The 23,285-nt window shown below is 70.2% G+C and carries 18 protein-coding genes and 1 pseudogene; 12 read left to right on the top strand and 7 right to left on the bottom strand.

Annotation, left to right across the window (positions count from 1 at the left end; genetic code table 11):
• Nucleotide 1 precedes the first annotated feature (1 nt).
• Nucleotides 2–379 carry a phage holin family protein gene (locus tag ACZ4V1_RS11035; RefSeq protein WP_468332709.1) on the bottom strand — a complete coding sequence of 126 codons (378 nt, stop codon included), beginning with the start codon at nt 377–379 and terminating at the stop codon, nt 2–4.
• 59 nt (nt 380–438) lie between these two features.
• On the opposite strand from ACZ4V1_RS11035, the gene ACZ4V1_RS11030 reads away from it, so the two are divergent.
• The 4 genes from ACZ4V1_RS11030 (at nt 439) to ACZ4V1_RS11015 (ending at nt 2,712) form a co-directional block, all read left to right on the top strand.
• Entirely contained in the window at nt 439–756 is a 318-nt protein-coding gene (locus tag ACZ4V1_RS11030; protein WP_053133839.1) for a cupin domain-containing protein, read from the top strand.
• Nucleotides 757–930: 174 nt separating this feature from the next.
• Nucleotides 931–1,143, top strand: a complete 213-nt coding sequence (locus ACZ4V1_RS11025; RefSeq protein ID WP_104633763.1) for a DUF5326 family protein — start codon at nt 931–933, stop codon at nt 1,141–1,143.
• A 318-nt stretch (nt 1,144–1,461) separates the two neighbouring features.
• A complete protein-coding gene (locus tag ACZ4V1_RS11020; protein ID WP_468333512.1) occupies nt 1,462–2,175 on the top strand; it encodes an IclR family transcriptional regulator in 714 nt (237 codons plus the stop codon).
• Nucleotides 2,176–2,274: 99 nt separating this feature from the next.
• Complete coding sequence (locus ACZ4V1_RS11015; RefSeq protein WP_055422101.1) at nt 2,275–2,712, top strand: SsgA family sporulation/cell division regulator; 438 nt, start codon at nt 2,275–2,277, stop codon at nt 2,710–2,712.
• A 59-nt stretch (nt 2,713–2,771) separates the two neighbouring features.
• Here the strand turns inward: ACZ4V1_RS11015 and ACZ4V1_RS11010 are convergent, their stop codons facing one another.
• Complete coding sequence (locus ACZ4V1_RS11010; protein WP_468332704.1) at nt 2,772–4,298, bottom strand: YibE/F family protein; 1,527 nt, start codon at nt 4,296–4,298, stop codon at nt 2,772–2,774.
• A gap of 253 nt (nt 4,299–4,551) precedes the next feature.
• Between ACZ4V1_RS11010 and thiC the strand changes: the two genes are divergently transcribed.
• Entirely contained in the window at nt 4,552–6,345 is a 1,794-nt protein-coding gene (gene thiC, locus ACZ4V1_RS11005; RefSeq protein ID WP_468332701.1) for a phosphomethylpyrimidine synthase ThiC, read from the top strand.
• Between the two features lie 130 nt (nt 6,346–6,475).
• Nucleotides 6,476–8,002 carry a VWA domain-containing protein gene (locus ACZ4V1_RS11000; RefSeq protein WP_468332698.1) on the top strand — a complete coding sequence of 509 codons (1,527 nt, stop codon included), beginning with the start codon at nt 6,476–6,478 and terminating at the stop codon, nt 8,000–8,002.
• Nucleotides 8,003–8,026: 24 nt separating this feature from the next.
• On the opposite strand, the gene ACZ4V1_RS10995 is transcribed toward ACZ4V1_RS11000, so the two are convergent.
• The 3 genes from ACZ4V1_RS10995 to ACZ4V1_RS10985 form a co-directional block, all read right to left on the bottom strand.
• Nucleotides 8,027–8,896: a hypothetical protein gene (locus ACZ4V1_RS10995; RefSeq protein WP_468332695.1), complete on the bottom strand. Its 870-nt coding sequence runs from the start codon at nt 8,894–8,896 to the stop codon at nt 8,027–8,029.
• 181 nt (nt 8,897–9,077) lie between these two features.
• Nucleotides 9,078–10,184 (bottom strand): metallophosphoesterase family protein, encoded by a 1,107-nt coding sequence (locus tag ACZ4V1_RS10990; protein ID WP_468332692.1) that lies wholly within the window; start codon nt 10,182–10,184, stop codon nt 9,078–9,080.
• Between the two features lie 501 nt (nt 10,185–10,685).
• Nucleotides 10,686–11,801, bottom strand: a complete 1,116-nt coding sequence (locus tag ACZ4V1_RS10985) for a LacI family DNA-binding transcriptional regulator (RefSeq protein WP_468332689.1) — start codon at nt 11,799–11,801, stop codon at nt 10,686–10,688.
• Nucleotides 11,802–12,202: 401 nt separating this feature from the next.
• Between ACZ4V1_RS10985 and hisC the strand changes: the two genes are divergently transcribed.
• Nucleotides 12,203–13,282 carry a histidinol-phosphate transaminase gene (gene hisC / locus ACZ4V1_RS10980; RefSeq protein ID WP_468332686.1) on the top strand — a complete coding sequence of 360 codons (1,080 nt, stop codon included), beginning with the start codon at nt 12,203–12,205 and terminating at the stop codon, nt 13,280–13,282.
• 25 nt (nt 13,283–13,307) lie between these two features.
• Here hisC and ACZ4V1_RS10975 read toward each other — a convergent pair whose 3' ends face one another.
• Nucleotides 13,308–13,682: a cyclophilin-like fold protein gene (locus ACZ4V1_RS10975; RefSeq protein WP_468332683.1), complete on the bottom strand. Its 375-nt coding sequence runs from the start codon at nt 13,680–13,682 to the stop codon at nt 13,308–13,310.
• Between the two features lie 210 nt (nt 13,683–13,892).
• On the opposite strand from ACZ4V1_RS10975, the gene ACZ4V1_RS10970 reads away from it, so the two are divergent.
• The 5 genes and pseudogenes from ACZ4V1_RS10970 to ACZ4V1_RS10950 all read left to right on the top strand — a co-directional run bounded on the left by ACZ4V1_RS10970 (nt 13,893) and on the right by ACZ4V1_RS10950 (nt 22,318).
• Nucleotides 13,893–15,398, top strand: a complete 1,506-nt coding sequence (locus ACZ4V1_RS10970) for a cytochrome ubiquinol oxidase subunit I (RefSeq protein ID WP_468332680.1) — start codon at nt 13,893–13,895, stop codon at nt 15,396–15,398.
• Between the two features lie 20 nt (nt 15,399–15,418).
• Nucleotides 15,419–16,423, top strand: a complete 1,005-nt coding sequence (cydB, locus tag ACZ4V1_RS10965) for a cytochrome d ubiquinol oxidase subunit II (protein WP_468332677.1) — start codon at nt 15,419–15,421, stop codon at nt 16,421–16,423.
• Nucleotides 16,424–16,504: 81 nt separating this feature from the next.
• Nucleotides 16,505–20,002: a thiol reductant ABC exporter subunit CydD gene (gene cydD / locus ACZ4V1_RS10960; protein WP_468333509.1), complete on the top strand. Its 3,498-nt coding sequence runs from the start codon at nt 16,505–16,507 to the stop codon at nt 20,000–20,002.
• Nucleotides 20,003–20,084: 82 nt separating this feature from the next.
• Nucleotides 20,085–21,057 (top strand): annotated as a pseudogene (locus tag ACZ4V1_RS10955) (GAF domain-containing protein); the annotation flags it as partial.
• Nucleotides 21,058–21,268: 211 nt separating this feature from the next.
• Nucleotides 21,269–22,318, top strand: a complete 1,050-nt coding sequence (locus ACZ4V1_RS10950) for a M23 family metallopeptidase (protein ID WP_468332674.1) — start codon at nt 21,269–21,271, stop codon at nt 22,316–22,318.
• Between the two features lie 74 nt (nt 22,319–22,392).
• Here ACZ4V1_RS10950 and ACZ4V1_RS10945 read toward each other — a convergent pair whose 3' ends face one another.
• Nucleotides 22,393–23,280, bottom strand: a complete 888-nt coding sequence (locus ACZ4V1_RS10945) for an HAD family hydrolase (RefSeq protein ID WP_468332671.1) — start codon at nt 23,278–23,280, stop codon at nt 22,393–22,395.
• Between the last annotated feature and the right edge of the window lie 5 nt (nt 23,281–23,285).

Here is a 23,285-nt window from a genome sequence, read left to right as displayed (position 1 = left end):
ATCAGTCCTCGTCGGGCAGGAACGCGTTGAGGGCCCAGGAGACGACCGAGATGATCAGACCGCCCAGGACGGCGGTCCAGAACCCGTCGACGTGGAAACTCAGGTCGAGCTTGTCGGCCAGCCACGACGTGAGCAACAGCATCAGCGCGTTGACCACCAGTGTGAACAGGCCGAGGGTCAGGATGAACAGGGGGAAGGTCAGCACCTGCACGATCGGCTTCACCAGCAGGTTCACCACGCCGAACACCAGGGCGACCACGATCAGCGTGAGTGCCTTCTCGCCGGTGCTGCCCCCGGTCAGGGTGATCTTGTCGAGCAGCCACACGGCGACCGCCAGGGCGCCCGCGTTGGCGATCGTCTTGACTAGGAAATTCTTCATGTGTCTGATCGTGGCAGACGCGATCGGAAACGAACGGTGAGGCAGGGGCGGACGAGGCGATGAAGGCATTCCGGCTGGACGAACTGGAGGCGGAGCGCGCCGCCAATGACGGTGCCTACCTGCAGTTCCTGCGCGAGCGGAACATGTCGGTCGGCCTGTACGCCCTTGACGCGGGCACGGCCGACCCGCAGAAGCCGCACGCGCAGGACGAGGTGTACTTCGTGGTGAGCGGTCGGGCCGCGATCACCGTGGGGATGGAGACCACTCAGGTCGCCCGCGGCAGCGTGGTCTACGTGCCGGCCGGGGTCGCCCACAAGTTCCACCACATCAGCGAGGACCTGCGGGTTCTGGTGGTGTTCTCTCCGCCCGAGAGCTGAGCCGCGACCTCGGGGTTCCCTAGGGGATCGGTCAGGGGGAGACAAGGGGTTCGAGGGCCCTGCCGGGGCCCTCGCGGCCCTAGCATCGGGTGCAGGACATCGGAAGATTCCCCAAGGGTTCCCGGGCCGTCTGAGGACCCGGCACTCGAGGGCGGAAAGGTAAGGACGAGGGCGATGCGAGAGATCTTCACGGGACTGCCGTGGTGGGTGAAGTGGATCGCGGTGCCGGTCATCGCCCTGGTCGTGTTCGGCGGGCTGATCGCCAGTGTGGTCGGCTTCGTGATCGGACTGCTGTTCAAGCTGCTGGTCTTCGTCGCGCTCGTCGGCGGACTGGTCTACGTCGTACGCAAGTTCATGTCGAGTTCGTCGTCACGCAGCGACTGGTGAGAGCCGTGGGGCACCGGTGGCGGTAACAGGAATCACCGGTTCCCTCGCGCGAGGGAAGTTTCCTGGACGGGCCGTCGGCGAGCGGTGACCGGCGGTTAGAGTCCGGAACTCCACGCGGGGGCCACCCCGCGAGTGGCGTACACCCCCACCCGTGTTCCCCGCACGGGCAGCCCCCTCGCGTTCCGGGAGTGACCCTTGGCCACGGCTGACACCGCATTCGTTCCCCTGCACGCACTACCCGTGCAGCCCCGTTCGACGTCCCGGACACCCTCCACGGACCCGCCGTCCGCGACGCTCATCGGCTCCGTGCAGCGGGCGATGCGCCTTCTGGAGTGCGTCGCCGAACACGAGTACGGAGCTCCCGCCAAGCAACTGGCCCGTGAGACACGGCTGGCACTGCCCACGGCGTACCACCTGCTGCGCACTCTGGTGCACGAGGGATATCTGCGCCGAGACAAGGGCTTGTTCTTCCTCGGCGAGGCAGCCGAGCGGCTGAGCAGCAGCGGAGCCGAGCAGAAACGTCGCAGCACCGTGGTCGACGCGCTGGCGCACGTGCGGGACGCGATCGGTGTTCCCGTGTACTACGCCATGTACCGCGACGGCGACATCGAGATCATGTGTGTCTCCGACACACCGGGCACCCCGGCGGTCGAGGAGTGGGCGGACTTCCGCGAGACCGGGCACGCGCACGCGATCGGGCAGTGCCTGCTGTCGCAGCTGGGCGAGGACGCCCGCCGCGACCACCTGGACCGCTACCCGGTGCAGCCCGTGACGCCGTACACGGTGCGTGATGGCGATGCCCTGCTGAAGCGTCTGGAACGCATGCGGCGGATGACGCCGGTGACCGAGCGCCAGGAGTACGCGCTGGGGACGGTCTGCGCGGCGATTCCGATCACCGTCGGCACCACGGCCGCCACGATGGCCATCTCCCTGCCCCTCCAACAGGCCGACCGGCTGCTGGTCGCGGCGGAGCGGTTGCAGGACGAGGTGGGCCGGCTTCTGGGGTCGCTCGCGATCTCTATCAGTATCTGAAAACTCACTCCTTGTGATCTGGTGTGTACGTTAAGCAAGATGCCACCAGTGTTAGAGGTTTGATTCCCGGCCAGTCGACGGCGAATGACGGGGTAGACGATGGGCGAGTCCGTACAGGCAGAGGTCATGATGAGCTTTCTCGTGTCCGAGGAGCTCTCGTTCCGCATTCCGGTGGAGCTGCGCTACGAGACCTGTGATCCCTATGCCGTGCGACTGACCTTCCACCTGCCGGGGGATGCACCGGTGACCTGGGCCTTCGGCCGGGAGCTGCTGGTCGACGGGGTGGGCCGCCCGTGCGGGGACGGCGATGTGCGTATCGCCCCGGTCGATCCCGAACCGCTGGCCGAGGTGCTGATCCGGCTTCAGGTCGGCAGCGACCAGGCGCTGTTCCGTTCGTCGGCGGCGCCTCTGGTGGCGTTCCTCGACCGGACCGACAAGCTGGTGCCTCTGGGACAGGAGGGCGCGCTCGCCGACTTCGACGCGCACCTCGACGAGGCTCTGGACCGCATCCTGGCGGAGGAGCAGAGCGCGGGCTGAACCGTTACGGCAGTTCCACGGCGGTGGCGTAACGCTTCGCCGCGGTGGCTGCCGGTGGATCAGCGCTTACGCCGACGGCCCCGCCCGCGTACGGGCGCCGTACCGGCGCCCGGCGCCACCCCGGGGGCCTGTGCCGCCGGGAGGCCTGCCGGGCGATCGGCCGATACGACGAGGGCCGCGAGGGCCGTGGTCACCGGAACGGACGCCACCAGGCCGATCGAGCCGACCAGCGTGCGCACGATCTCCTCCGCCACCAACTCGCTGTTGGCGACCGTACCCACCCCGCTCTGCGCGATCGAGAACAGCAGCAGAAGGGGCAGCGCGGCGCCCGCGTAGGCGAGGACGAGCGTGTTGACGACCGAGGCGATGTGGTCGCGGCCGATCCGGATGCCCGCGCGGTACAGGCCGCGCCAGCCCATCGTCGGGTTGGCCTCGTGGAGTTCCCAGACGGCCGACGTCTGGGTGACCGTCACGTCGTCGAGGACACCGAGCGAACCGATGATGACCCCGGCGAGGAGCAGGCCGCTCATGTCGATCGTCGGATACAGGCCGTGGATGAGGCCGGTGTTGTCGTCCGTGTTGCCGGTGAGCGCGGCCCAGCCGATGAACAGCGATCCGAGCACGCCGATGAGCAACAACGAGATCAGGGTGCCGAGCACCGCCACGGACGTACGGGCCGACAGACCGTGGCACAGATACAGCGCGATCAGCATGATCGCGCTGGACCCCACCACCGCCACGGCCAGCGGGTTCGACCCCTGCAGAATCGCGGGCAGGATGAAGAAGTTCAGCAGCAGGAAGCTGATGGCCAGTGAGACCAGGGCCATGAGGCCCCGCAGCCGCCCGACCACCACGACGGCGAGCGCGAAGATGCCGGCGAGCAGAGCCATCGGCAGCCCGCGGTTGATGTCGGTCACCGAGTACTGCAGGTCCTTCGGTGCGGAGGGCTCGTAGGCGACCACCACCTTCTGGCCCTCGTGCAACTGCCGTGACTGGTCCGGCTGCACGATCTCGGTGAACGTACGGCCCTTGTCCTTGCCGCTGTCGACGCGGATCGTCGCCCGCTTGCAGTCGCCGTTGGCCTGCTGCACCGCGGAGGAGCCCTCGGCGGTGGAGGTGTCGCCGGTCGGGGGGACGCCCGAGGCGTTGACGGCCTGGCAGCTCAGTTCGACCACCTTCGTGACGGTGGCATCCTGCGTCTGCCGGTCGAAGCCGACCCCGGTGCGTTCGTGCGGTGGTGCACCGCCCGGCCACAGCAGCGCGAGCCCGACCAGTACCGCCGCGGCGAACGGGATGAGGACCGCGGCGATGACCTTCCGCAGATGCCGGGAGACGGGCGCCGCCGGTCCGTGACTGTGGGCGTGCGAGTGTCCGTGGCCGTCTCCGTGCCCGCCGGAACCGCCGTGGCCCTCGGAACCGCCGTGCCCGCCGGAACCGCCGTGCCCGCCGCCCGCGTCATGTCTGCCACCGCTCGCGCCCTGAGCGCCGGAAGGAGCGGGGCCGGCTCCACGGCCGTTGCCGTCCTCGGTGCCCGGTCCGCGGCGGGGCTCGTGCGGCGGAAACGGGGGATGCTGCGGTGTGGTCACCGCCCGATCATCGCAAGAACGAGGGGGGCCCTCTGTTCACCGCGCCCGAATTGACGCTAGCGTGGGGGCACCTTTGTACACGCGGGAGCTCGGAGCACCGGGCTGAGAGGGCGCTGACCTCCGTCCCAGCGATGTTTCACGGGAAACGTCACAGAATCCGAGTGATGTTTCCCACGAAGCGTCGGCAGACGGAAGCCGCTGCGTCGACCGCCGAACCTGTTACCGGGTAATGCCGGCGTAGGGAGTAGGTCTCATGACCATCAAGGACGCACGCACGTCTGCCTCCACGCAGAACTCCGCCCAGGAGGAGTCCGCGGAGGCCGGGAAGTCCATCGGCTGGCACAAGGCGTACGTCGAGGGTTCACGCCCCGACCTGCGGGTGCCGGTCCGCCAGGTGCATCTCACCAACGGGCAGTCGGTCACGCTGTACGACACTTCGGGCCCGTACACCGATCCGCTCGTCGACACCGATGTCCGCAGGGGCCTGCCGCCGCTGCGGGAGAACTGGATCATCGCCCGCGGCGACACCGAGGAGTACGCGGGACGCCCCGTCCGTCCCGAGGACGACGGAATCAAGCACACCTCTCCGCGCGGCGGTCTGCGCAACCTCGACGCCGTCTTCCCCGGACGGCCCCGCCAGCCGCGCCGCGGAAGGGACGGCAACGCGGTCACGCAGCTCGCGTACGCCCGTCGGGGTGAGGTCACGCCGGAGATGGAGTACGTGGCCGTCCGGGAGAACGTCTCACCGGAAGTGGTCCGGGAGGAGATCGCGGCGGGCCGTGCCGTACTGCCCGCGAACGTCAACCACCCGGAGATCGAGCCGATGATCATCGGCAAGCGGTTCCTGGTGAAGGTCAACGCCAACATCGGCAACTCGGCCGTGACGTCCTCCATCGAGGAGGAGGTCGACAAGATGACCTGGGCGACCCGGTGGGGCGCCGACACGGTCATGGACCTGTCCACCGGCCGCAACATCCACACCACCCGCGAGTGGGTGCTGCGCAACTCCCCCGTCCCCATCGGCACCGTGCCGCTCTACCAGGCCCTGGAGAAGGTCGACGGCCGGGCGGAGGAGCTGACCTGGGAGGTCTACAAGGACACCGTCATCGAGCAGGCCGAACAGGGTGTGGACTACATGACGGTCCACGCGGGCGTGCGCCTGGCGTACGTACCGCTGACCGCCAACCGCAAGACGGGCATCGTCTCGCGCGGCGGCTCGATCATGGCGGCGTGGTGCCTGGCGCACCACAAAGAGTCGTTCCTGTACGAGAACTTCGAGGAACTCTGCGAGATCCTCGCCGCCTACGACGTCACCTACTCGCTCGGCGACGGCCTGCGGCCGGGCTCCATCGCGGACGCCAACGACGAGGCGCAGTTCGCGGAGTTGCGCACGCTCGGGGAACTCAACTCGATCGCCAAGCGTTTCAACGTACAGACCATGATCGAAGGCCCGGGCCATGTCCCGATGCACAAGATCAAGGAGAACATCGACCTTCAGCAGGAGATCTGCGATGAAGCTCCGTTCTATACGCTCGGACCGCTGACGACGGACGTCGCCCCGGCGTACGACCACATCACCTCCGGTATCGGTGCCGCGATGATCGCCTGGTGGGGCACGGCCATGCTCTGCTACGTCACGCCCAAGGAGCATCTGGGCCTGCCCAACCGTGACGACGTGAAGACCGGCGTCATCACCTACAAGATCGCCGCCCATGCCGCCGACCTCGCCAAGGGTCACCCAGGTGCGCAGGAGTGGGACGACGCCCTGTCGGATGCCCGTTTCGAATTCCGGTGGGAGGACCAGTTCAACCTGGCTCTCGACCCGGACACGGCACGGGAGTTCCACGACGAGACACTGCCGGCCGAGCCCGCCAAGACGGCCCACTTCTGCTCGATGTGCGGGCCGAAGTTCTGTTCGATGAAGATCTCACAGGACATCCGGCGGGAGCACGGGAGCGGCAAGTCCGAGATCGAGGAGGGCATGGCTCAGAAGTCGAAGGAGTTCGCCGCACACGGGAACCGGGTGTACCTGCCGCTGGCCGACTGAGTCCCTGCCCCGGGACTCACGCTGAGCGGTCCTGCGCAGGGTGCGGGGCGACGGGAACGAGTGCTCTCCGGGGGCGGGCCGCCGGGCCTGCCCCCTCCCCACGGAGGGGCCCGCTCGGCAGACTGGGCGCATGACAGCCACCTCCCTGAGCAAGGGCGCCAACCTCGCCGTCGACTCCCCCGCGGTGCGAGTCGAACTCCACTGGTCCGCAGGACCGGGCGTGCCCGAGGTCGATGCCTCCGCGTTGCTGCTCACCTCGGAGGGGCGGGTGCGGGACGACGGCGACTTCGTCTTCTACAACCAGCCCCGTCACGCGTCCGACGCGGTGGGGCACCTGGGCAAGCAGGGCGGCTCCGGCTCCGGTGCCGGAGCGGGTTTCACGACCGACACCGTCGAGGTGGACCTGCGTTCGGTGGAACCGGCCATCGACCGCATCGTCTTGTGCGCCTCGGCGGACGGCGGCACGTTCGGCCGGGTCCCGGGGCTGTCACTGCGGCTGCTGGACGCCGGGACCCGTACCGAGCTGGCCCGGTTCGACATGACGGCCGGGACGGAGACCGCCCTGCTCGGCGGCGAGCTGTACCGGCGCCAGGGGAAGTGGAAGTTCCGCGCGGTCGGGCAGGGGTACGCCTCCGGACTCGCCGGGCTGGCCACCGACTTCGGCATCACCGTGGACGACGCTCCCCCGGCGGCCGGGTCCGCCGCCCCGGCCGCCCCGGCCGCCCCGGCCGCTCCTCCGGCTCCCGCGGCGCCCATGCCGACGGCCCCAGCGGCCCCGCCGGCCGGGCCTGCAGCGTCGGCCACGCCTGCCGCATCGGGAGTACCGGGAGTACCGGCAGCACCGGTCCGGCCCGCGGCACCGGCTCCGCCGTCGGCGGCCACCGGTGGTGGCCCTCGCCTCACCAAGGGCGAGGAACACCTGCCCGTCGACATGCGCAAGCGCCTGTCCCTGCGTAAGGAGCAGGTAGCGGTCAGCCTGCGCAAGCACGGGGCGGCCGGTGTCACCGCGCGCGTCATCCTGGTCCTCGACGCCTCCGGGTCCATGTCCTTCCTCTACTCCAAGGGCGTGGTCGCGGACGTCGTGGAGCGGATGGCCGCCGTCGCCGCGCAGTTGGACGACGACGGTGAGATGCAGGCCTGGACCTTCGCCTCGAACCCGGCGCGTCTGCCCGATCTCCGCCTGGGCGACCTCCCAGAGTGGCTGCGGCTGCACGTACGCGTTGGGGAGATCAGCCTCTTCCGCCGCGGCAGGAAGAAGGGCCTGCACCCCGAGCAGGTCGACATGCGGGCCGTCGGCATCCAGAACGAGGAGCAGAAGGTGATCGCCGAGGTCCGGACCTACGTCCGGGACAACCCGGCGTCTGCTCCGACCCTGGTCCTGTTCTTCTCCGACGGCGGTGTCTACCGCAACGCCGAGATCGAGCGGGAGTTGCGGGAGGCGGTGGAGGAACCCGTCTTCTGGCAGTTCGTGGGGCTCGGCCGGTCGAACTACGGGGTGCTCGAGCGTTTCGACACCCTGCCGGGCCGGCGGGTCGACAACGTCGGCTTCTTCGCCGTCGACGACATCAGCACCGTCCCGGACCCGGAGCTGTACGACCGCCTGCTGTCCGAGTTCCCGTCCTGGATCGCTGCCGCCGGCCGGGCGGGCATCCTCTGATCCGCCGCCCGCCCGAACCGGTGGCTACTCGGCCCGGTGTTCCGGGCCCCCGAAGTCCGGACTGCTGTAGTCCGGACTCGAGTAACGCGGACGCGGGCCCGCCTCCGGGCCGCCGTCCGGGCTGGTGAACCCGGGGCGGCCGTAACCGAGGTGCGGCATTCGGCTGGCAGGCGCCGCCGGTGCCGTCCGGTGCAGTGCCGTCGTGCCCGGGTCGGCGAGTGCCTCCCGCAGGAAGGGCAGGATGCCGCGTTCCAGCAGGGCGTCGTGCCAGGCTTCCCGGGCCCGGACCATTTCCTCGTCGAGTTCGCCGTAGCGGCCGGACTCGGCGGAGGGGCGGTTGCGCAGCGCGGTGAGCAGCAGTCCCACCGCGGCGACGAGGATCGCCACCGCGGTCACGGCGCCGAACACCCAGCCGGTCGTGAGCATGGTCTGCGCGAAGGTCTGCCCCGGGTCGAGCATCTTCAGGAGGTAGCCGACGAGCAGGAAGATCGCCGCGGCGGTGCCGGCCAGCACCGGTGCCAGGACGGCGACGACGGCGACGGCGCCCGCGCCGGTCGCCTCGGCGACTTCGCCCATGGTGGCGGCGAGTCCCGCCGCTCCCGTACTCGGCTCGTCGGAGCCGGATTCGCGCGTGGACGACACCTGTGCGGGCGGTGCCGGGTGGCGCAGTTCCTCGCGGACCTTCACGTAGTGCTGGTACTCGGTCGCGGCCGCAGCGGTGATGAGGGCGGTGGCGCTGAGTGCCATGGTGCGCAGTTGTTCGGAGTTGAGCCGCTGTCCGACAGCGGCCAGTTCCGGGCGGTGTGGTGCGGAGCGCAGCGCCTCTTCGAGGACCCGCTCGTACTCTTGGCGGTCCTCGTTCGACAGGTACTGCGGAACGCTGTTCATGTGCATCCCCCGATGCTCCGTAGGGCTTGGGGCTCGCATGCCAACGAGCCGTCGGGCAGAAACGGAGGGGAGCCTGCTACGGATAAGCCGATGGTAGAGCGGTGACGGTGGGGGGTGACAGGGGGTTTCCGGAAATTGGGTCCCGAGCTGTACGTACGCCGTCGTGTGTAAACCGGCCGGCGAACGGTCAGGCGTCGAGCGGAAGTTGCTGGACCAGCAGTTTTCCGGCCATGGTCACGCCGCCGTCCATCGCGATGGCCAGCCCGTCCGCGTAGACGTGAGGGCCCTCGACCGCGGTGCGCGTGTCGTCCTCGCCGTCCTCGGAGCCGACCTCGCCCAGCAGGTAGGGGATGGGGCTGTGGCCGTGCACGATCCGGGTTCCGCCGTACGTGTCCAGCAGGGAGCGCACGGCGTCGGCGCCGCCCTCGTCGCGGAAGGAGAAGCGCTTGGTGAACTTGCGGAACAGGTCCCACACCTCTTCCGCGTCGTTGCGCGTGAGCGTCTCGCGGACGGTGTCGTTGACCTCCTCGATGGAGCGGCCGTAGTCGAGGTAGGTGGTGGTGTCGGAGTGGACCAGGAGGTGGCCGTCGACCGCTTCGAGGGCGTCGAGGCGGGCCATCCACTGCAGGTGGTGGTCCTGCAGTCGGTCCATGTCGGTCTTCTGTCCGCCGTTCAGCAGCCAGGCCGCCTGGAAGGTGGCGGTGCCCGCGCCGGAGTTGACGGGCGTGTCGCCGAACCGTTTGGCGCCGAGCAGAAGCAGCTCGTGGTTGCCCATCAGGGCCTTGCAGTAGCCGCCCGCCGCCGCGGCCTCGGCGGACAGCCGCATCACCAGGTCGATGACCCCGATGCCGTCCGGGCCGCGGTCCGTGAAGTCGCCGAGGAACCAGAGGCGGGAGGTGCCGGCGCACCACTGGCCCGCGGCGTCGATGAGGCCCTTGTCCTTCAGGGCGGCCATCAGCTCGTCGAGGTAGCCGTGCACGTCGCCGACGACGAACAGCGGGCCCTGGCCCGTGGCGGGCTGCTGTACCGGGGCCGGTTCGGGGTCGACGGTCACCTGGACCGTGTCACCCCGACGGATGACGGGCAGATCCCGCTGAGTGGGTGTGTACCCGTCCGGAAGGACCTCCTCGTACTCCTCCTCGGAGGGCGGCGCGGCGTCGCCCGGGTGCGGGCCGGTGGCGGCGTACGGAGCGGTCTCGTGGACGTACGCGGGCACCCGGAAGTCGCGCACCGTCGCCGTCCGCTCCACCTCGGGTCCCTGACCGGCCCCCTGAGTCATCGACCCCTCCACCATCGCGCCGCATCTGCACCGCTTCGGACTGCCTGGTCGCAGCGGCCCGCGGTGTGTGGGCCCATCATAGGAATGCGGATCGCGCTGTGTGATGACCCAGGGGTGGTGAATCAGAACAGGACTCCGGTTCACCGTGGCTTTCGTCCCGATTCTGCCTGGCTTCGTCCGTCCGTAACGGCGATGTGATCATCCCTCGAACGTGCCGGTGCCGTCTCGGCCGCCCTTGCCGCCGCTTCCGTCCGGAGGGGGCGTCGGCTCGCCGGGCTTCCGCTGTTTCCGTCCGTCCGGCGTCGTGCTAGCTGAGCCGCCGCCGCTCCCGCCCAGGGCGGCGTCCCGCCCCGCTGAGCTGCCGCCATGCCCTCTGGGTGGCGTCGCGCCCGCGGGGCTGCCGCCACTCCCACGCGGGCGCGTCGGCCGGGCCCGCCTCCCCGCTCCCGGGCGCCGGCCAAACTCGGTTTCCGGCGACCGTGACGGGTCCACCGCCTTCCGGTGAGCGCGACGGGCCTACTCGCCCTCCGGTGACCGCGGCGGGCTGACCGTCGTCCGGGGTGGGCGACGACGCTGCGACGACGTACGCACGATCAGTTCGGTCGGTATCACCTGCTCGACCGGCTGGTCCGAGTCGAGCCCCTCGATGGCGTCGATGAGGACCTGGATCACCGCCGTGCCGATGCGGCGCGGCTTCAGCGACAGGGTGGTGATGGGCGGCTCGGTGCTGGCGTACACGGTGGACTCGCTGCAGCAGACCAGCAACAGGTCCTCCGGGACGCGCAGCCCGTAGCGGCGGGCGGCGGCGAGCAGGTCGGTGCCGTTCGGGTCGAACAGGCCGTAGACGGCGTCGGGCCGGTCGGGGCGGGCGAGCAGCCGGTCGGCGGCGACGGCGCCGGCGCACGGATCGTGTGCCGGGTAGGCCTCGTAGACCGGATCCTGGCCGACGCGCTCGCACCAGCGCAGGTAGGCGGTGGTCGACAGGTGGGTGTACGTGTCGGTCGTGGTGCCGGTGAGCAGGCCGATCCTGCGGGCACCGGCGTCGGCCAGGTGGTCGAGGATGCCGAGTACGGCGGCCTCGTGGTCGTTGTCGACCCAGGCGGTCACGGGGAGCGTCCCGGCCGGGCGGCCGTCGGAGACGACCGGTAAACCCTGGCGTACCAGTTCGCTGACGACCGGGTCGTGGTCCGAGGGGTCGATGACGACCGTGCCGTCGAGCGCGACGTTGGACCACACGTCGTGACGGGAGGTCGCCGGGAGGATGACGAGGGCGTAGCCGCGGGCGAGCGCGGCGGACGTGGCGGCGCGCGCCATCTCGGCGAAGTACGCGAACTCGGTGAAGGTGAAAGGTTCATCCCCGTAAGTCGTCACGGTCAGGCCGATGAGTCCGGACTTGCCGGTGCGGAGCGTCCGGGCGGCGGCCGAGGGCCGGTAGCCCAGTCGGTCGGCGACCTCGCGCACATGGCGCCGGGTGGCATCCGGGAGTCGGCCCTTGCCGTTGAGGGCATCGGAGACGGTAGTGATGGATACTCCGGCGGCGGCGGCCACGTCCCTGATACCCGCCCGGCCCGGCCGGCTGCCTCGACGTGAGGTTTCCGCGCGGCTCACCTGGTGCTTCCCTGCTGCTGTCATGGCGAGCCGATAGTAGGGCTCATGGGGTGGGGTAGGGCGGACGCATATGCACGCGTTGACAGTCACGTTTCTGCATGATCATTAAGCGCTAACTGCCTAGGAAAGTAAGGTAGTTGACGACGTGCAGCCCACTACCTGACGTGTCGACCAGTGAGGGCCTGCCAAGTGGCGCATGTTGCGAAGAGGTCTCAACTCACCTGCACGAGGGATGCGCGCCACGGCGCGAGCCACCGGCGCGTAGATATATGTGCGGCGCGCCCCCCGAATCGTGCGCCTTCGTGTGCTGTTGCCCCTGATGCCAGTGTGACTGAGGAGGTCTGGCCTCACCTATACGCAGCGGCGCCGAATCCTCATAAGGTGAGAAGTATTCGATGCCGGTGGTGGTCACGAGGAGGACTGCGGTGAGCGAGACGAGCCCCAAGCTGCGCGCCGAGCTGGAGGGTATTCCCACCTACAAGCCGGGAAAGCCCGCCGCGGCCGACGGTCCGGTGGCCTACAAGCTGTCCTCCAACGAGAACCCCTATCCGCCCCTGCCGGGCGTGATGGAGACGGTGACGGCCGCGGCCTCGTCGTTCAACCGGTACCCGGACATGGCTTGTACGGCTCTGATGAGCGAGCTGTCGGACCGGTTCGGTGTGCCCCTCTCTCATCTGGCCACCGGCACCGGCTCGGTCGGCGTGGCCCAGCAACTGATCCAGGCGACCTCCGGTCCGGGCGACGAGGTGATCTACGCCTGGCGGTCGTTCGAGGCGTACCCGATCATCACGCAGATCAGCGGCGCGACGTCCGTCAAGGTGCCTCTGACGCCGGGGGACGTGCACGACCTGGACGCGATGGCGGCCGCGATCACCGACCGGACCCGGCTGATCTTCGTCTGCAACCCCAACAACCCGACGGGCACAGTGGTGCGGCGGGCCGAACTGGAGCGCTTCCTCGATCGGGTGCCGAGCGATGTGCTGGTGGTGCTCGACGAGGCCTACCGCGAGTTCATCCGCGACCCCGAGGTACCGGACGGCGTGGAGATCTACCGTGAGCGGCCGAACGTCTGTGTCCTGCGTACCTTTTCCAAGGCGTACGGCCTCGCCGGCCTGCGGGTCGGGTTCGCGATCGGCCATGAGCCGGTGGCGGCGGCGCTGCGCAAGACGGCGGTGCCCTTCGGGGTCAGCCAGATCGCGCAGGAGGCGGCGATCGCCTCTCTGCGCGCCGAGGACGAGTTGATCGGCCGGGTCGGTTCGCTGGTGTGCGAGCGCACGCGCGTGGTCGACGCGCTGCGTGCGCAGGGCTGGACGGTGCCCGAGACCCAGGCCAACTTCGTGTGGCTGCGCCTGGGGGAGCGCACGGTCGCCTTCGCCGAGGCCTGCGAGCGGGCCGGCGTGGTCATCCGACCGTTCCCGGGCGAGGGTGTGCGGGTGACGGTCGGGGAGAGCGAGGCGAACGACATCTTCCTCAAGGTGACGGAGGAGTTCCGCAAGGAGCTCTAAGCAGTACAGGGCCGCTGTAGTGGTCCTACGTGTCGACGCGCTCGACGCGTACCGGGTCGCCGTCGCGCACCGTCGCCAGCGAGCGCGGGTCGCCGTCGAGGCGCCCCAGGACGTTGCAGGGACTCGCGAGGCGGCATTCCTCGCCTCGCGAGATCGGCGTGGGTCCGTACGGCAGCGCAAGCGCGTCGCCGTCGGTCCAGAAGGCGACCGTGCCCGGTTCGACGACCTGCCGGGCGTCCGTTTCACGTGAAACGGACACGCCCGTGTCGAAGTACACCTCCTCGCCCCATGTGTGGGCCGACGAGGTGAATGGCAGGGCCTTGAGGAGCGCCTGCGTGGTCGGGGTGTCGTCGAGCGCTGCGGTGAGGTGTCCGGCAGGCCATGAGATCCGTATCTTCATGCGGTGAATTCAACAACTTGTTGAAGGGCCTGCCAAGGGGTTGACGTCACAGGGGACCCCCCTTCCGGTGTCGAAAAGCTGTAGGTCATAATTGCTTGTGAATGTGAACGCGTTCACAAGCGTGTCCCGGTTGCGCCCGAGATGGGTGTGACGTACACGCTCAAAGCGCCGCTGACCACGGCGATGTGGCGATGTAAGGAGACTGACGACGTGGACTTGGCTCTGGCGCCGGAGACGCTGGCGCGATGGCAGTTCGGCATCACGACCGTCTACCACTTCCTGTTCGTCCCGCTGACGATCTCACTGGCCGCCCTCACGGCCGGACTGCAGACCGCCTGGGTCCGCACGGAGAAGGAGAAGTACCTCAGAGCGACCAAGTTCTGGGGCAAGCTCTTCCTGATCAACATCGCGATGGGTGTCGTCACCGGCATCGTCCAGGAGTTCCAGTTCGGCATGAACTGGTCCGACTACTCCCGCTTCGTAGGCGATGTCTTCGGCGCGCCGCTCGCCTTCGAGGCGTTGATCGCCTTCTTCTTCGAGTCCACCTTCATCGGCCTGTGGATCTTCGGCTGGGACAAGCTGCCCAAGAAGATCCACCTGGCCTGCATCTGGATGGTCTCGATCGGCACCCTGCTGTCGGCGTACTTCATCCTCGCGGCCAACTCCTGGATGCAGCACCCCGTCGGCTACCGGATCAACGAGGAGAAGGGCCGCGCCGAGCTGACCGACTTCTGGGCGGTCCTGACCCAGAACACCACGCTCAACCAGGTCTTCCACAGCTTCTCGGCGGCCTTCCTGACGGGCGGCGCCTTCATGGTGGGCATCGCCGCCTTCCACCTGATGCGCAAGAAGCACATCCCGGTGATGCGGACCTCGCTCCGGCTCGGCCTGGTCACGCTGGCGGTCGGTGGCGTGCTCACCGCGGTCAGCGGCGATACTCTCGGCAAGGTCATGTACGAGCAGCAGCCGATGAAGATGGCCGCCGCCGAGGCCCTGTGGGACGGCGAGGAACCGGCGCCCTTCTCGGTCTTCGCCTACGGGGACGTCGACAAGGGCCACAACAAGGTCGCCCTGGAGATCCCCGGGCTGCTGTCCTTCCTCGCCCACAGCGACTTCGACTCGTATGTGCCCGGCATCAACGACACCAACAAGGCGCTGCAGGAGAAGTTCGGCCCCGGTGACTACAAGCCCATCGTTCCCGTCGCCTACTGGGGCTTCCGGTGGATGATCGGCTTCGGAATGGCGTCCTTCTCCCTGGGCCTGGTGGGCCTGTGGCTGACGCGGAAGAAGTTCCTGCTCCCGCCCGCTCTGCGAACCGGTGAGGACGAGGTGCCGCACCTGGTGCTGCTGCGCAATCCGCTCGGCACCAGACTCACCCGCCTGTACTGGCTGCTGGCCCTGTGGACGATGGCGTTCCCGCTGATCGCCAACTCCTGGGGCTGGATCTTCACCGAGATGGGCCGGCAGCCCTGGGTCGTCTACGGCGTCATGCAGACCCGCGACGCGGTCTCCCCCGGTGTCTCCCAGGCGGAGGTCATCACGTCGATGGTCGTCTTCACCACCCTCTACGCCATCCTCGCCGTCATCGAGGTCAGGCTGCTCGCCAAGTACGTCAAGGCGGGCCCGCCCGAGCTCACCGAGGCCGATCTCAACCCGCCCACGAAGATCGGCGGCGACCTCCGTGACGCCGACAAGCCGATGGCCTTCTCGTACTAGGCCGAGGGAGCTGCACAGTCATGGAACTGCACGACGTCTGGTTCGTTCTCATCGCCGTCCTGTGGACCGGCTACTTCTTCCTGGAGGGCTTCGACTTCGGGGTCGGTGTACTCACCAAGCTGCTCGCCCGGAACCGGGCCGAGAAGCGGGTGCTGATCAACACCATCGGCCCCGTGTGGGACGGCAACGAGGTGTGGCTGCTCACGGCCGGCGGTGCGACCTTCGCCGCCTTCCCCGAGTGGTACGCCACACTCTTCTCCGGCTTCTACCTGCCTCTGCTCGTCATCCTGGTCTGTCTGATCGTCCGGGGTGTCGCGTTCGAGTACCGCGTGAAGCGGCCCGAGGAGCGCTGGCAGCGCAACTGGGAGACTGCGATCTTCTGGACCTCGCTGATCCCCGCGTTCCTGTGGGGCGTGGCCTTCGGCAACATCGTCCATGGCGTGAAGATCGACCGGGACCTGGAGTACGTCGGCTCCGTCTGGGACCTGCTCAACCCGTACGCCCTTCTCGGTGGCCTGGTCACGCTGACGCTGTTCACCTTCCACGGAACGGTGTTCACGGCGCTCAAGACCGTCGGTGAGATTCGCGAGCGGGCCCGGACCATGGCAATGCGCGTAGGTCTCGTCACCGCCGTCCTCGCCCTGGTCTTCCTGGTCTGGACGCAGGTCGACAGCGGGGACGGCACGAGTCTGGTCGCCCTCGTGGTGGCCGTCGCCGCGCTGGTGATCGCCCTGGTGGCGAACCAGGCCGGGCGGGAGGGGTGGTCGTTCGCCCTGTCCGGCGTCACCATCGTGGCCGCCGTGGCCATGCTCTTCCTGACGCTCTTCCCGAACGTCATGCCGTCCACGCTCGACGCGGACTGGAGCCTCACCGTCACCAACGCCTCGTCCAGCCCTTACACACTCAAGATCATGACCTGGCTGGCCGCGGTTGCCACGCCGGTCGTCGTGCTCTACCAGGGCTGGACGTACTGGGTGTTCCGCAAGCGGATCGGTACCCAGCACATCGCCGAACCCGCGCACTGAGTCCGGGCAAGGTGTGTTTCACGTGAAACAGCATCAAGTTCCACGTGAAACACACCCTCCGGACGGGAGGGCATGTTTCACGTGAAACCCATCGATCCACGTCTCCTGCGGTACGCCCGCGCCACCAGGTTCTTCCTGACGGCGGTCGTCGTCCTGGGCGCCGTCGGCGCCGGGCTGCTCGTCGCACAGGCGATGCTCATCGCCGAGGTGGTGGTGGGTGCCTTCCAGCACGGTATGGCGACCACCGAACTCCGCACCCCCCTGCTGCTGTTGGTGGCTGTCGCGTGCGGCCGCGCGCTGGTCGGCTGGCTCACCGAGCTGGCCGCACACCGGGCGAGCGCGGCAGTGAAGTCGGAGTTGCGGGGGCGGCTGCTGGAGAAGGCGACCGCGCTCGGTCCCGGCTGGCTCAGCGGTCAGCGGACCGGGTCGCTGGTTGCGCTGGCCACCCGGGGAGTCGACGCCCTCGACGACTACTTCTCGCGCTATCTGCCGCAGTTGGGTCTCGCGGTGGTCGTACCCGTGGCGGTGCTGGCCCGTATCGTCACCGAGGACTGGGTCTCGGCGGCCATCATCGTCGGCACCCTGCCCCTCATCCCCATCTTCATGGTGTTGATCGGCTGGGCCACACAGTCCCGGATGGACCGCCAGTGGCGGCTGCTGTCCCGGCTGTCCGGGCACTTCCTGGACGTGGTCGCGGGTCTGCCGACGCTGAAGGTCTTCGGGCGGGCCAAGGCGCAGGCCGAGTCGATCAAGCGCATCACCGGCGAGTACCGGCAGGCGACCATGCGGACGCTGCGGATCGCCTTCCTGTCGTCCTTCGCGCTGGAACTGCTCGCCACGCTCTCCGTGGCGCTCGTCGCGGTCACCATCGGTATGCGGCTCGTCCACGGTGACATGGCCCTGTACGACGGTCTGGTGGTCCTAGTGCTGGCACCCGAGGCCTATCTACCGCTGCGACAGGTGGGGGCGCAGTACCACGCGGCGGCAGAGGGGCTTGCCGCCGCCGAGGAGATCTTCGAGGTGCTGGAGCGGCCCGTACCTGCCTCGGGGACCGGCCCGCTGCCGACGGACGGTGCGCTGTCCTTCGAGGGCGTGACCGTCCGCTATCCCGGCCGCGCGGCGGACGCCGTGACGGACGTGAGCTTCACCGTCGAGCCCGGCGAGACGGTCGCGCTCGTCGGCCCGAGCGGGGCGGGCAAGTCGACGCTCCTCAACGCCCTCCTGGGCTTCGTGCGTCCGGCCGGCGGACGAGTGCGTATCGGGGGAGCCGACCTCGACTCCCTCGACCTGACGCAGTGGCACGCCGGCGTCGCCTGGGTGCCGCAGCACCCGCACCTGTACGCCGGCACCATTGCCGAGAACGTACGGCTGGCCCGGCCCGACGCCGACGACACCGCCGTACGGCGGGCGCTGCGGGACGCGGGCGCGCTGGAGTTCGTCGACGCGCTGCCCGAGGCGACGGGGACCGTGCTCGGGGAGGACGGTGCCGGGCTGTCCGCCGGTCAGCGGCAGCGGCTGGCGCTGGCCCGGGCGTTCCTCGCGGACCGGCCGGTGCTGCTGCTCGACGAGCCGACGGCCGCCCTGGACGGGGCCACCGAGGCAGAGGTCGTGGCGGCCGTGCGAAGGCTGGCGGAGGGGCGGACGGTGCTGCTGGTGGTTCACCGTCCCGCGCTGCTGGAGGTGGCCGACCGGGTGGTGCGGCTGGAGGAGCCGGCGCCCGTTGCCGCGGCCGACGGTAGGTCCGTGGCGCCCGCTGCCCGCCCCCTCGACGACGTTGGAGCCGCTGCTCAGGCTCCCCTTGAGGACCCGGCCCCCTCGGCGCACGCCGGAGGAGGCGCCCTCGCCAGGGTGCGGGCGATGTCCGGCGCCCGGCGCGGGCGGCTCGTCCTCGCGCTGCTGCTCAGCAGCCTGGCGCTCGGCAGCGCCGTCGGTCTGATGGCCACTTCCGGATACCTCATCTCGCGGGCCTCCGAGCAGCCGCCGGTGCTGTATCTGATGATGGCCGTGACGGCGACGCGCGCCTTCGGGATCGGGCGGGCCGTGTTCCGCTACGCCGAGCGGCTCGTGTCGCACGACGCCGTGCTGCGGATGCTGGCCGACTCCCGGGTCGCCGTGTACCGGCGCCTCGAGCGGCTGGCACCCGCGGGGCTTCGCCGCAGCCGCCGGGGCGACCTTCTCTCCCGGCTCGTCGCCGACGTCGACGCCCTGCAGGACTACTGGCTGCGGTGGTTGCTGCCCGCCGCGTCCGCAGTCGTCGTCTCCGCCGCGTCGGTCGGATTCACGGCCTGGCTGCTGCCGGAGGCCGGCGTCGTGCTCGCGGTCGGTCTGCTGGCGGCCGGAGTCGGGGTCCCGCTGGTCACCGGCGCGGTGGCACGGCGGGCCGAGCGCAGGCTGGCCCCCGCCCGAGGCGTGCTCGCCACCAGGGTGACCGACCTGCTCACCGGCACCGCCGAACTGACCGTCGCCGGCGCTCTGCCCGCGCGGGCCGCCGAGGCGCGCCGGGCCGACGGCACGCTCACCTGGATCGCTTCGCGCGCGGCCACCGCCACCGCGTTGGGTGACGGGCTCACCGCGCTGATCTCCGGCCTGACCGTCGCCGGGGCCGCCCTCGTCGGGATCCAGGCGGTCGCCGACGGCAGGCTCGCCGGCGTGGCCATGGCCGTCGTCGTGCTCACCCCGCTGGCGGCCTTCGAGGCCGTGCTCGGGCTGCCGTCGGCCGTGCAGTACCGCCAGCGCGTGCACAGGAGCGCCGAGCGGGTGTACGAGGTGCTCGACGCCTCCGAGCCCGTAAGGGAGCCGGAGACGCCCCGGCAGGCGCCCGCGTCGCCGTTCCCGGTCGTTCTCAAGGGAATGGCCGCCCGGCACGCCGGGCAGGGCCGGGACGCCCTTGCGGGATTCGACCTGACGCTGGCGGAGGGCCGCCGCATCGCCGTGGTCGGGCCGTCCGGGTCCGGCAAGACGACACTGGCCCAGGTACTGCTGCGATTCCTCGACGCGGGGGCGGGTTCCTACACGCTGGCGGGTGTGGACGCCTATGCCCTGGCCGGCGACGACGTACGGCGGCTCGTCGGGCTGTGTGCCCAGGACGCGCACCTGTTCGACAGTTCGGTGCGCGAGAATCTGCTCCTGGCCAGGAAGGACGCCACCGAGGGCGAGCTGCGCGACGCGCTGGGGCGGGCCCGGCTGCTGGACTGGGCCGACAGCCTGCCCAACGGCCTGGACACGTTGGTCGGGGAGCACGGGGCACGGTTGTCCGGCGGGCAGCGGCAGCGGCTGGCACTCGCCCGGGCGCTGCTCGCCGACTTCCCCGTCCTGGTGCTCGACGAGCCCGCGGAGCACCTCGACCTGCCGACCGCCGACGCGCTCACCGCCGATCTGCTGGCCGTCACCGAGGGCCGGACCACCCTGCTGATCACGCACAGGCTGGCGGGTCTGGCGGCCGTGGACGAGGTGATCGTCCTGGACGAGGGCCGGGTCGCGCAGCGGGGAACGTACGCGGAGCTGGCCGCGGTGCCGGGGCCGCTGCGGGCGATGGCGGAGCGGGAGGCCGCGTCGGAGCTGCTGGTGGGAGCACGGTGACCGGCAGAACCGTGCTGAGGCCTTGTGAATTACTCCGCGAATCAGACTTTCCCTGATGAAAAGGTCTCATTAGGCTCGGGTCATGCCCCCAGCACCGCTTCCCGGCCCCCCGCCGCACCGCGAGGGGGTCTCGGCCGAGTTCCTGGCACGGGCGCCGAAACTGCTGGACGCGATGCGGTCCGTCGGCAGCGGACTGGAGCGCGACACATCGGCCACCTGCCCGACGGCCGCAAAGGCCTCCTGGGCGCCCTCATCCGAGACCCGGAGCCGGTCCGGCTCACGGACCTGAGGGAAGACCCGCGCTCGTGCGGGTTCCCCGAGCACCACCCGCCGATGCGCGGCTTGCTCGGCGTCCCCATCCACGTACAGGGCGAGGTCTGCGGCAACCTCTACCTGACGGACAAGCACGCGGGAGAGCCGTTCAACGACTACGACCTGGCCATGGTCCGCGTCCTGGCCACGGAAGCCGGTATCGCCATCGGCAACGCGCGTTTGTACGAGGCCGCCCAGCAGCGGGAGCGCTGGATCGACGGGTCGGTCGCCGTGACCACCGCGCTGCTGTCCGGCGGCGACGTCGACGACGCCCTCCAGGTCGTCGCCGACCAGGCCCGCCGGCTCTCCGGGGCGACCGCCGGCATCGTGCTGCTGCCGGCCGACGGGGGCGGCCTGGAGATCGCGGCCGTGGCGGCGGAGCGTCCCACGAAGGCTCTGGGCATGGTCATCCCGCCCGAGAACGGCATCGCCGCCGAACTCCTCGCAGGCCGACCCGTGTTCCTGGACGACGCCGCGTCCGACCCGCGCCTGGAGGCCGGACCGGTGCGCGCGTACGGACCGATCCTGCCCCTGCCCCTGCCCCTGCCCCTGCCCCTGCGCCGGGACGGGCGGGTCCTCGGGAGCCTCGTCATGCCCCGCGCCCGGGGGGAGCGCCCGTTCACGAGGACGGAGCGCGCGCTCGGCGACCGGTTCGCCTCGCAGGCCGCGCTGGCGCTGATGATGGCCGACGCCCAGCGCGACCGGGAGCGACTCGCGGTGCCGAGGACCGCGAGCGCCGCGCCGAGACCGTCGGCGGCACCAGCCGGCTCGGCCCGGGCATCGGGGCGGACGGCACCGGCACGACGGTGTTGTGGGAGGCACCGTACTGAGCGCTGCCGACGCGCGGCGTTGCCCCATGTGCAGCAGCCGCACTGAGCCGAGTGCAGCAACCGGTCCCCCACTCGTACGACCTGGACAAGACCGTGCGCCCCCGTCCGGTCCACGATCGCTGACATGCGCTCACCTCGCCGCCGTCCGCTGCTTGTCCCGGTGTTGCTGTGCGCACTCGCCGTGCTCGCGGCCCGGCCCGCCGGCGGCACGCACGAGGACGGCGGCTCCGGGTCCGCACTCGGCCCGCAGGTGGCGCGGCTGTACGAGGACGCGGCCAAGGCCACCCAGCAGTACGAGGACGGACGGCGCGAGGCCGAGGCCCAGCGGTCCAAGGCCCTCGAGTACGAGAGGCGACTCGACCGGCAGCGGCAGAAGATCGACACCATGCACGAGGACCTGGGGCGGATCGCCCGCGCCCAGTACCGCAGCGGCGGCGGGCTTCCGCTCACCGCGCAGATGATCCTCGCCGACGACCCCGACGAGCTGATGCGTGGTCAGCGGGCGGTCTCCCGCGCGGACCTGGCCGTGAACAACGCCATCGGCAGGAGCCTGCGGGCCGAGGCGCGGCTCGCCGCCGACGAGGCCGAGGCACAGGCGGCCTGGCAGGCGCTGGAGGAGCGCAACGTCGGTCTGGCGGAGCTGAAGAAGAAGATCGAGAAGAAGCTGGAGGCGGCACGGTCGCGGCTGGAAGGACAGGCGGACGCCTCGGTCGCGGCTGGTTCGTGTCCCGGCGCGGTCCGTCCCGACCAGCCGGACGTGCGCCGCAGCCGGTCCTGGGTGGCGCCGGTGGATGCGTACGAGCTGTCGGCGTCCTTCGGCAGCGGTGGGACGCGGTGGGCGAACCGGCACACCGGCCAGGACTTCGCGGTGCCGGTCGGGACACCGGTGCGGTCGGTCGGTACGGGCCGGGTGGTGAAGGTGTCGTGCGGCGGCGCCTTCGGCATCCAGGTCGTGATCCAGCACGCGGGCGGCTACTACACGCAGTACGCCCATCTCGCCGCTGTCGCCGTCGACCAGGGTGACCGGGTCCGCCCCGGCCAGTGGGTCGGACAGTCGGGCAGCACCGGCAACTCCACCGGCCCGCACCTGCACTTCGAGGTACGGATCACTCCGGAGACGGGCTCGGCGCTGGACCCGGTGCCGTGGCTGTCACAGCGCGGAGTGCCGCTCTGACGGGCCAGGAGTCCTGTGGGAGTGTGCTCCGGGGGGCCGGGACGCGCTGCCGGGCCTGGGACCGCGGGGCGTCCCTAGGGGAGGTCCGTGAGCATCCGCTCGATCACGACCGCCACCCCGTCGTCGTTGTTGGCGACCGTCCGCCCCGACGCGGCGGCGATCACGTCCGGGTGAGCGTTGCCCATCGCGTACGACCGCCCCGCCCAGGTGAGCATCTCGACGTCGTTCGGCATGTCACCGAAGGCGACGACCTCCTCGTGCGAGATACCGCGCTCGGCGCAGCACAGGGCGAGCGTGCTGGCCTTGGATACCTCCGGACCGCTGATCTCCAGCAGGGCGCTCGGGCTGGAGCGGGTGACGTTGGCGCGGTCGCCGATCGCTAGGCGGGCCACCGTGAGGAAGCCGTCGGGGTCCAGCTCGGGATGGAAGGCCAGGATCTTGAGGACCGGCTCGGTGGCGGCACGACCGCCCGGCGCCAAGAGCTCCTCGGCGGGCAGAAGGCCGTCGGGGACCTCCATGTGCATTTTGGGATACGCAGGCTCCTGGTGGAAGCCGTACGTCTGCTCGACCGCGTACACCGTGCCGGGCGCCGCCTCGCGCAGCAGCCGTACCGCGTCGAGCGCGTTGTCCCGGGCCAGCTCCCGGACCTTCACGAACCGGTGGGTGCCGGGGCCGCCGTGCAGGTCGACGACGGCGGCGCCGTTACCGCAGATGGCGAGGCCGTGACCGTGGACATGGGCACTGACGACGTCCATCCAGCGGGCGGGGCGGCCGGTGACGAAGAAGACCTCGATGCCCGCCTTCTCGGCGGCGGCGAGCGCGGCGACCGTGCGAGGTGAGACCGACTTGTCGTCGCGCAGGAGCGTGCCGTCGAGGTCGGTGGCGATGAGCCGCGGGCGGGTGGCGGCGGCCGGGGGCTCGGGCTGTCGGGTCGCTGAGGTCACCCGGTCATTGTCACGCATATGCC

The organism is Streptomyces sp. NPDC028991 (assembly GCF_055564775.1).
This window is presented reverse-complemented; position numbering and strand designations above follow the sequence as displayed.

Bases quoted from the DNA above. Each gene is read 5' to 3' on its own strand.
- cydB (WP_468332677.1), top strand. From the start codon at position 15,419: ATGGAACTGCACGACGTCTGGTTCGTTCTCATCGCCGTCCTGTGGACC.
- ACZ4V1_RS10975 (WP_468332683.1), bottom strand. From the start codon at position 13,682: ATGAAGATACGGATCTCATGGCCTGCCGGACACCTCACCGCAGCGCTC.
- ACZ4V1_RS10950 (WP_468332674.1), top strand. From the start codon at position 21,269: ATGCGCTCACCTCGCCGCCGTCCGCTGCTTGTCCCGGTGTTGCTGTGC.
- ACZ4V1_RS10985 (WP_468332689.1), bottom strand. From the start codon at position 11,801: ATGACAGCAGCAGGGAAGCACCAGGTGAGCCGCGCGGAAACCTCACGT.
- ACZ4V1_RS10945 (WP_468332671.1), bottom strand. From the start codon at position 23,280: ATGCGTGACAATGACCGGGTGACCTCAGCGACCCGACAGCCCGAGCCC.
- ACZ4V1_RS11030 (WP_053133839.1), top strand. From the start codon at position 439: ATGAAGGCATTCCGGCTGGACGAACTGGAGGCGGAGCGCGCCGCCAAT.
- ACZ4V1_RS11025 (WP_104633763.1), top strand. From the start codon at position 931: ATGCGAGAGATCTTCACGGGACTGCCGTGGTGGGTGAAGTGGATCGCG.
- ACZ4V1_RS11035 (WP_468332709.1), bottom strand. From the start codon at position 379: ATGAAGAATTTCCTAGTCAAGACGATCGCCAACGCGGGCGCCCTGGCG.
- ACZ4V1_RS11000 (WP_468332698.1), top strand. From the start codon at position 6,476: ATGACAGCCACCTCCCTGAGCAAGGGCGCCAACCTCGCCGTCGACTCC.
- thiC (WP_468332701.1), top strand. From the start codon at position 4,552: ATGACCATCAAGGACGCACGCACGTCTGCCTCCACGCAGAACTCCGCC.
- ACZ4V1_RS10995 (WP_468332695.1), bottom strand. From the start codon at position 8,896: ATGCACATGAACAGCGTTCCGCAGTACCTGTCGAACGAGGACCGCCAA.
- ACZ4V1_RS11020 (WP_468333512.1), top strand. From the start codon at position 1,462: ATGCGCCTTCTGGAGTGCGTCGCCGAACACGAGTACGGAGCTCCCGCC.
- ACZ4V1_RS11015 (WP_055422101.1), top strand. From the start codon at position 2,275: ATGGGCGAGTCCGTACAGGCAGAGGTCATGATGAGCTTTCTCGTGTCC.
- ACZ4V1_RS10990 (WP_468332692.1), bottom strand. From the start codon at position 10,184: ATGGTGGAGGGGTCGATGACTCAGGGGGCCGGTCAGGGACCCGAGGTG.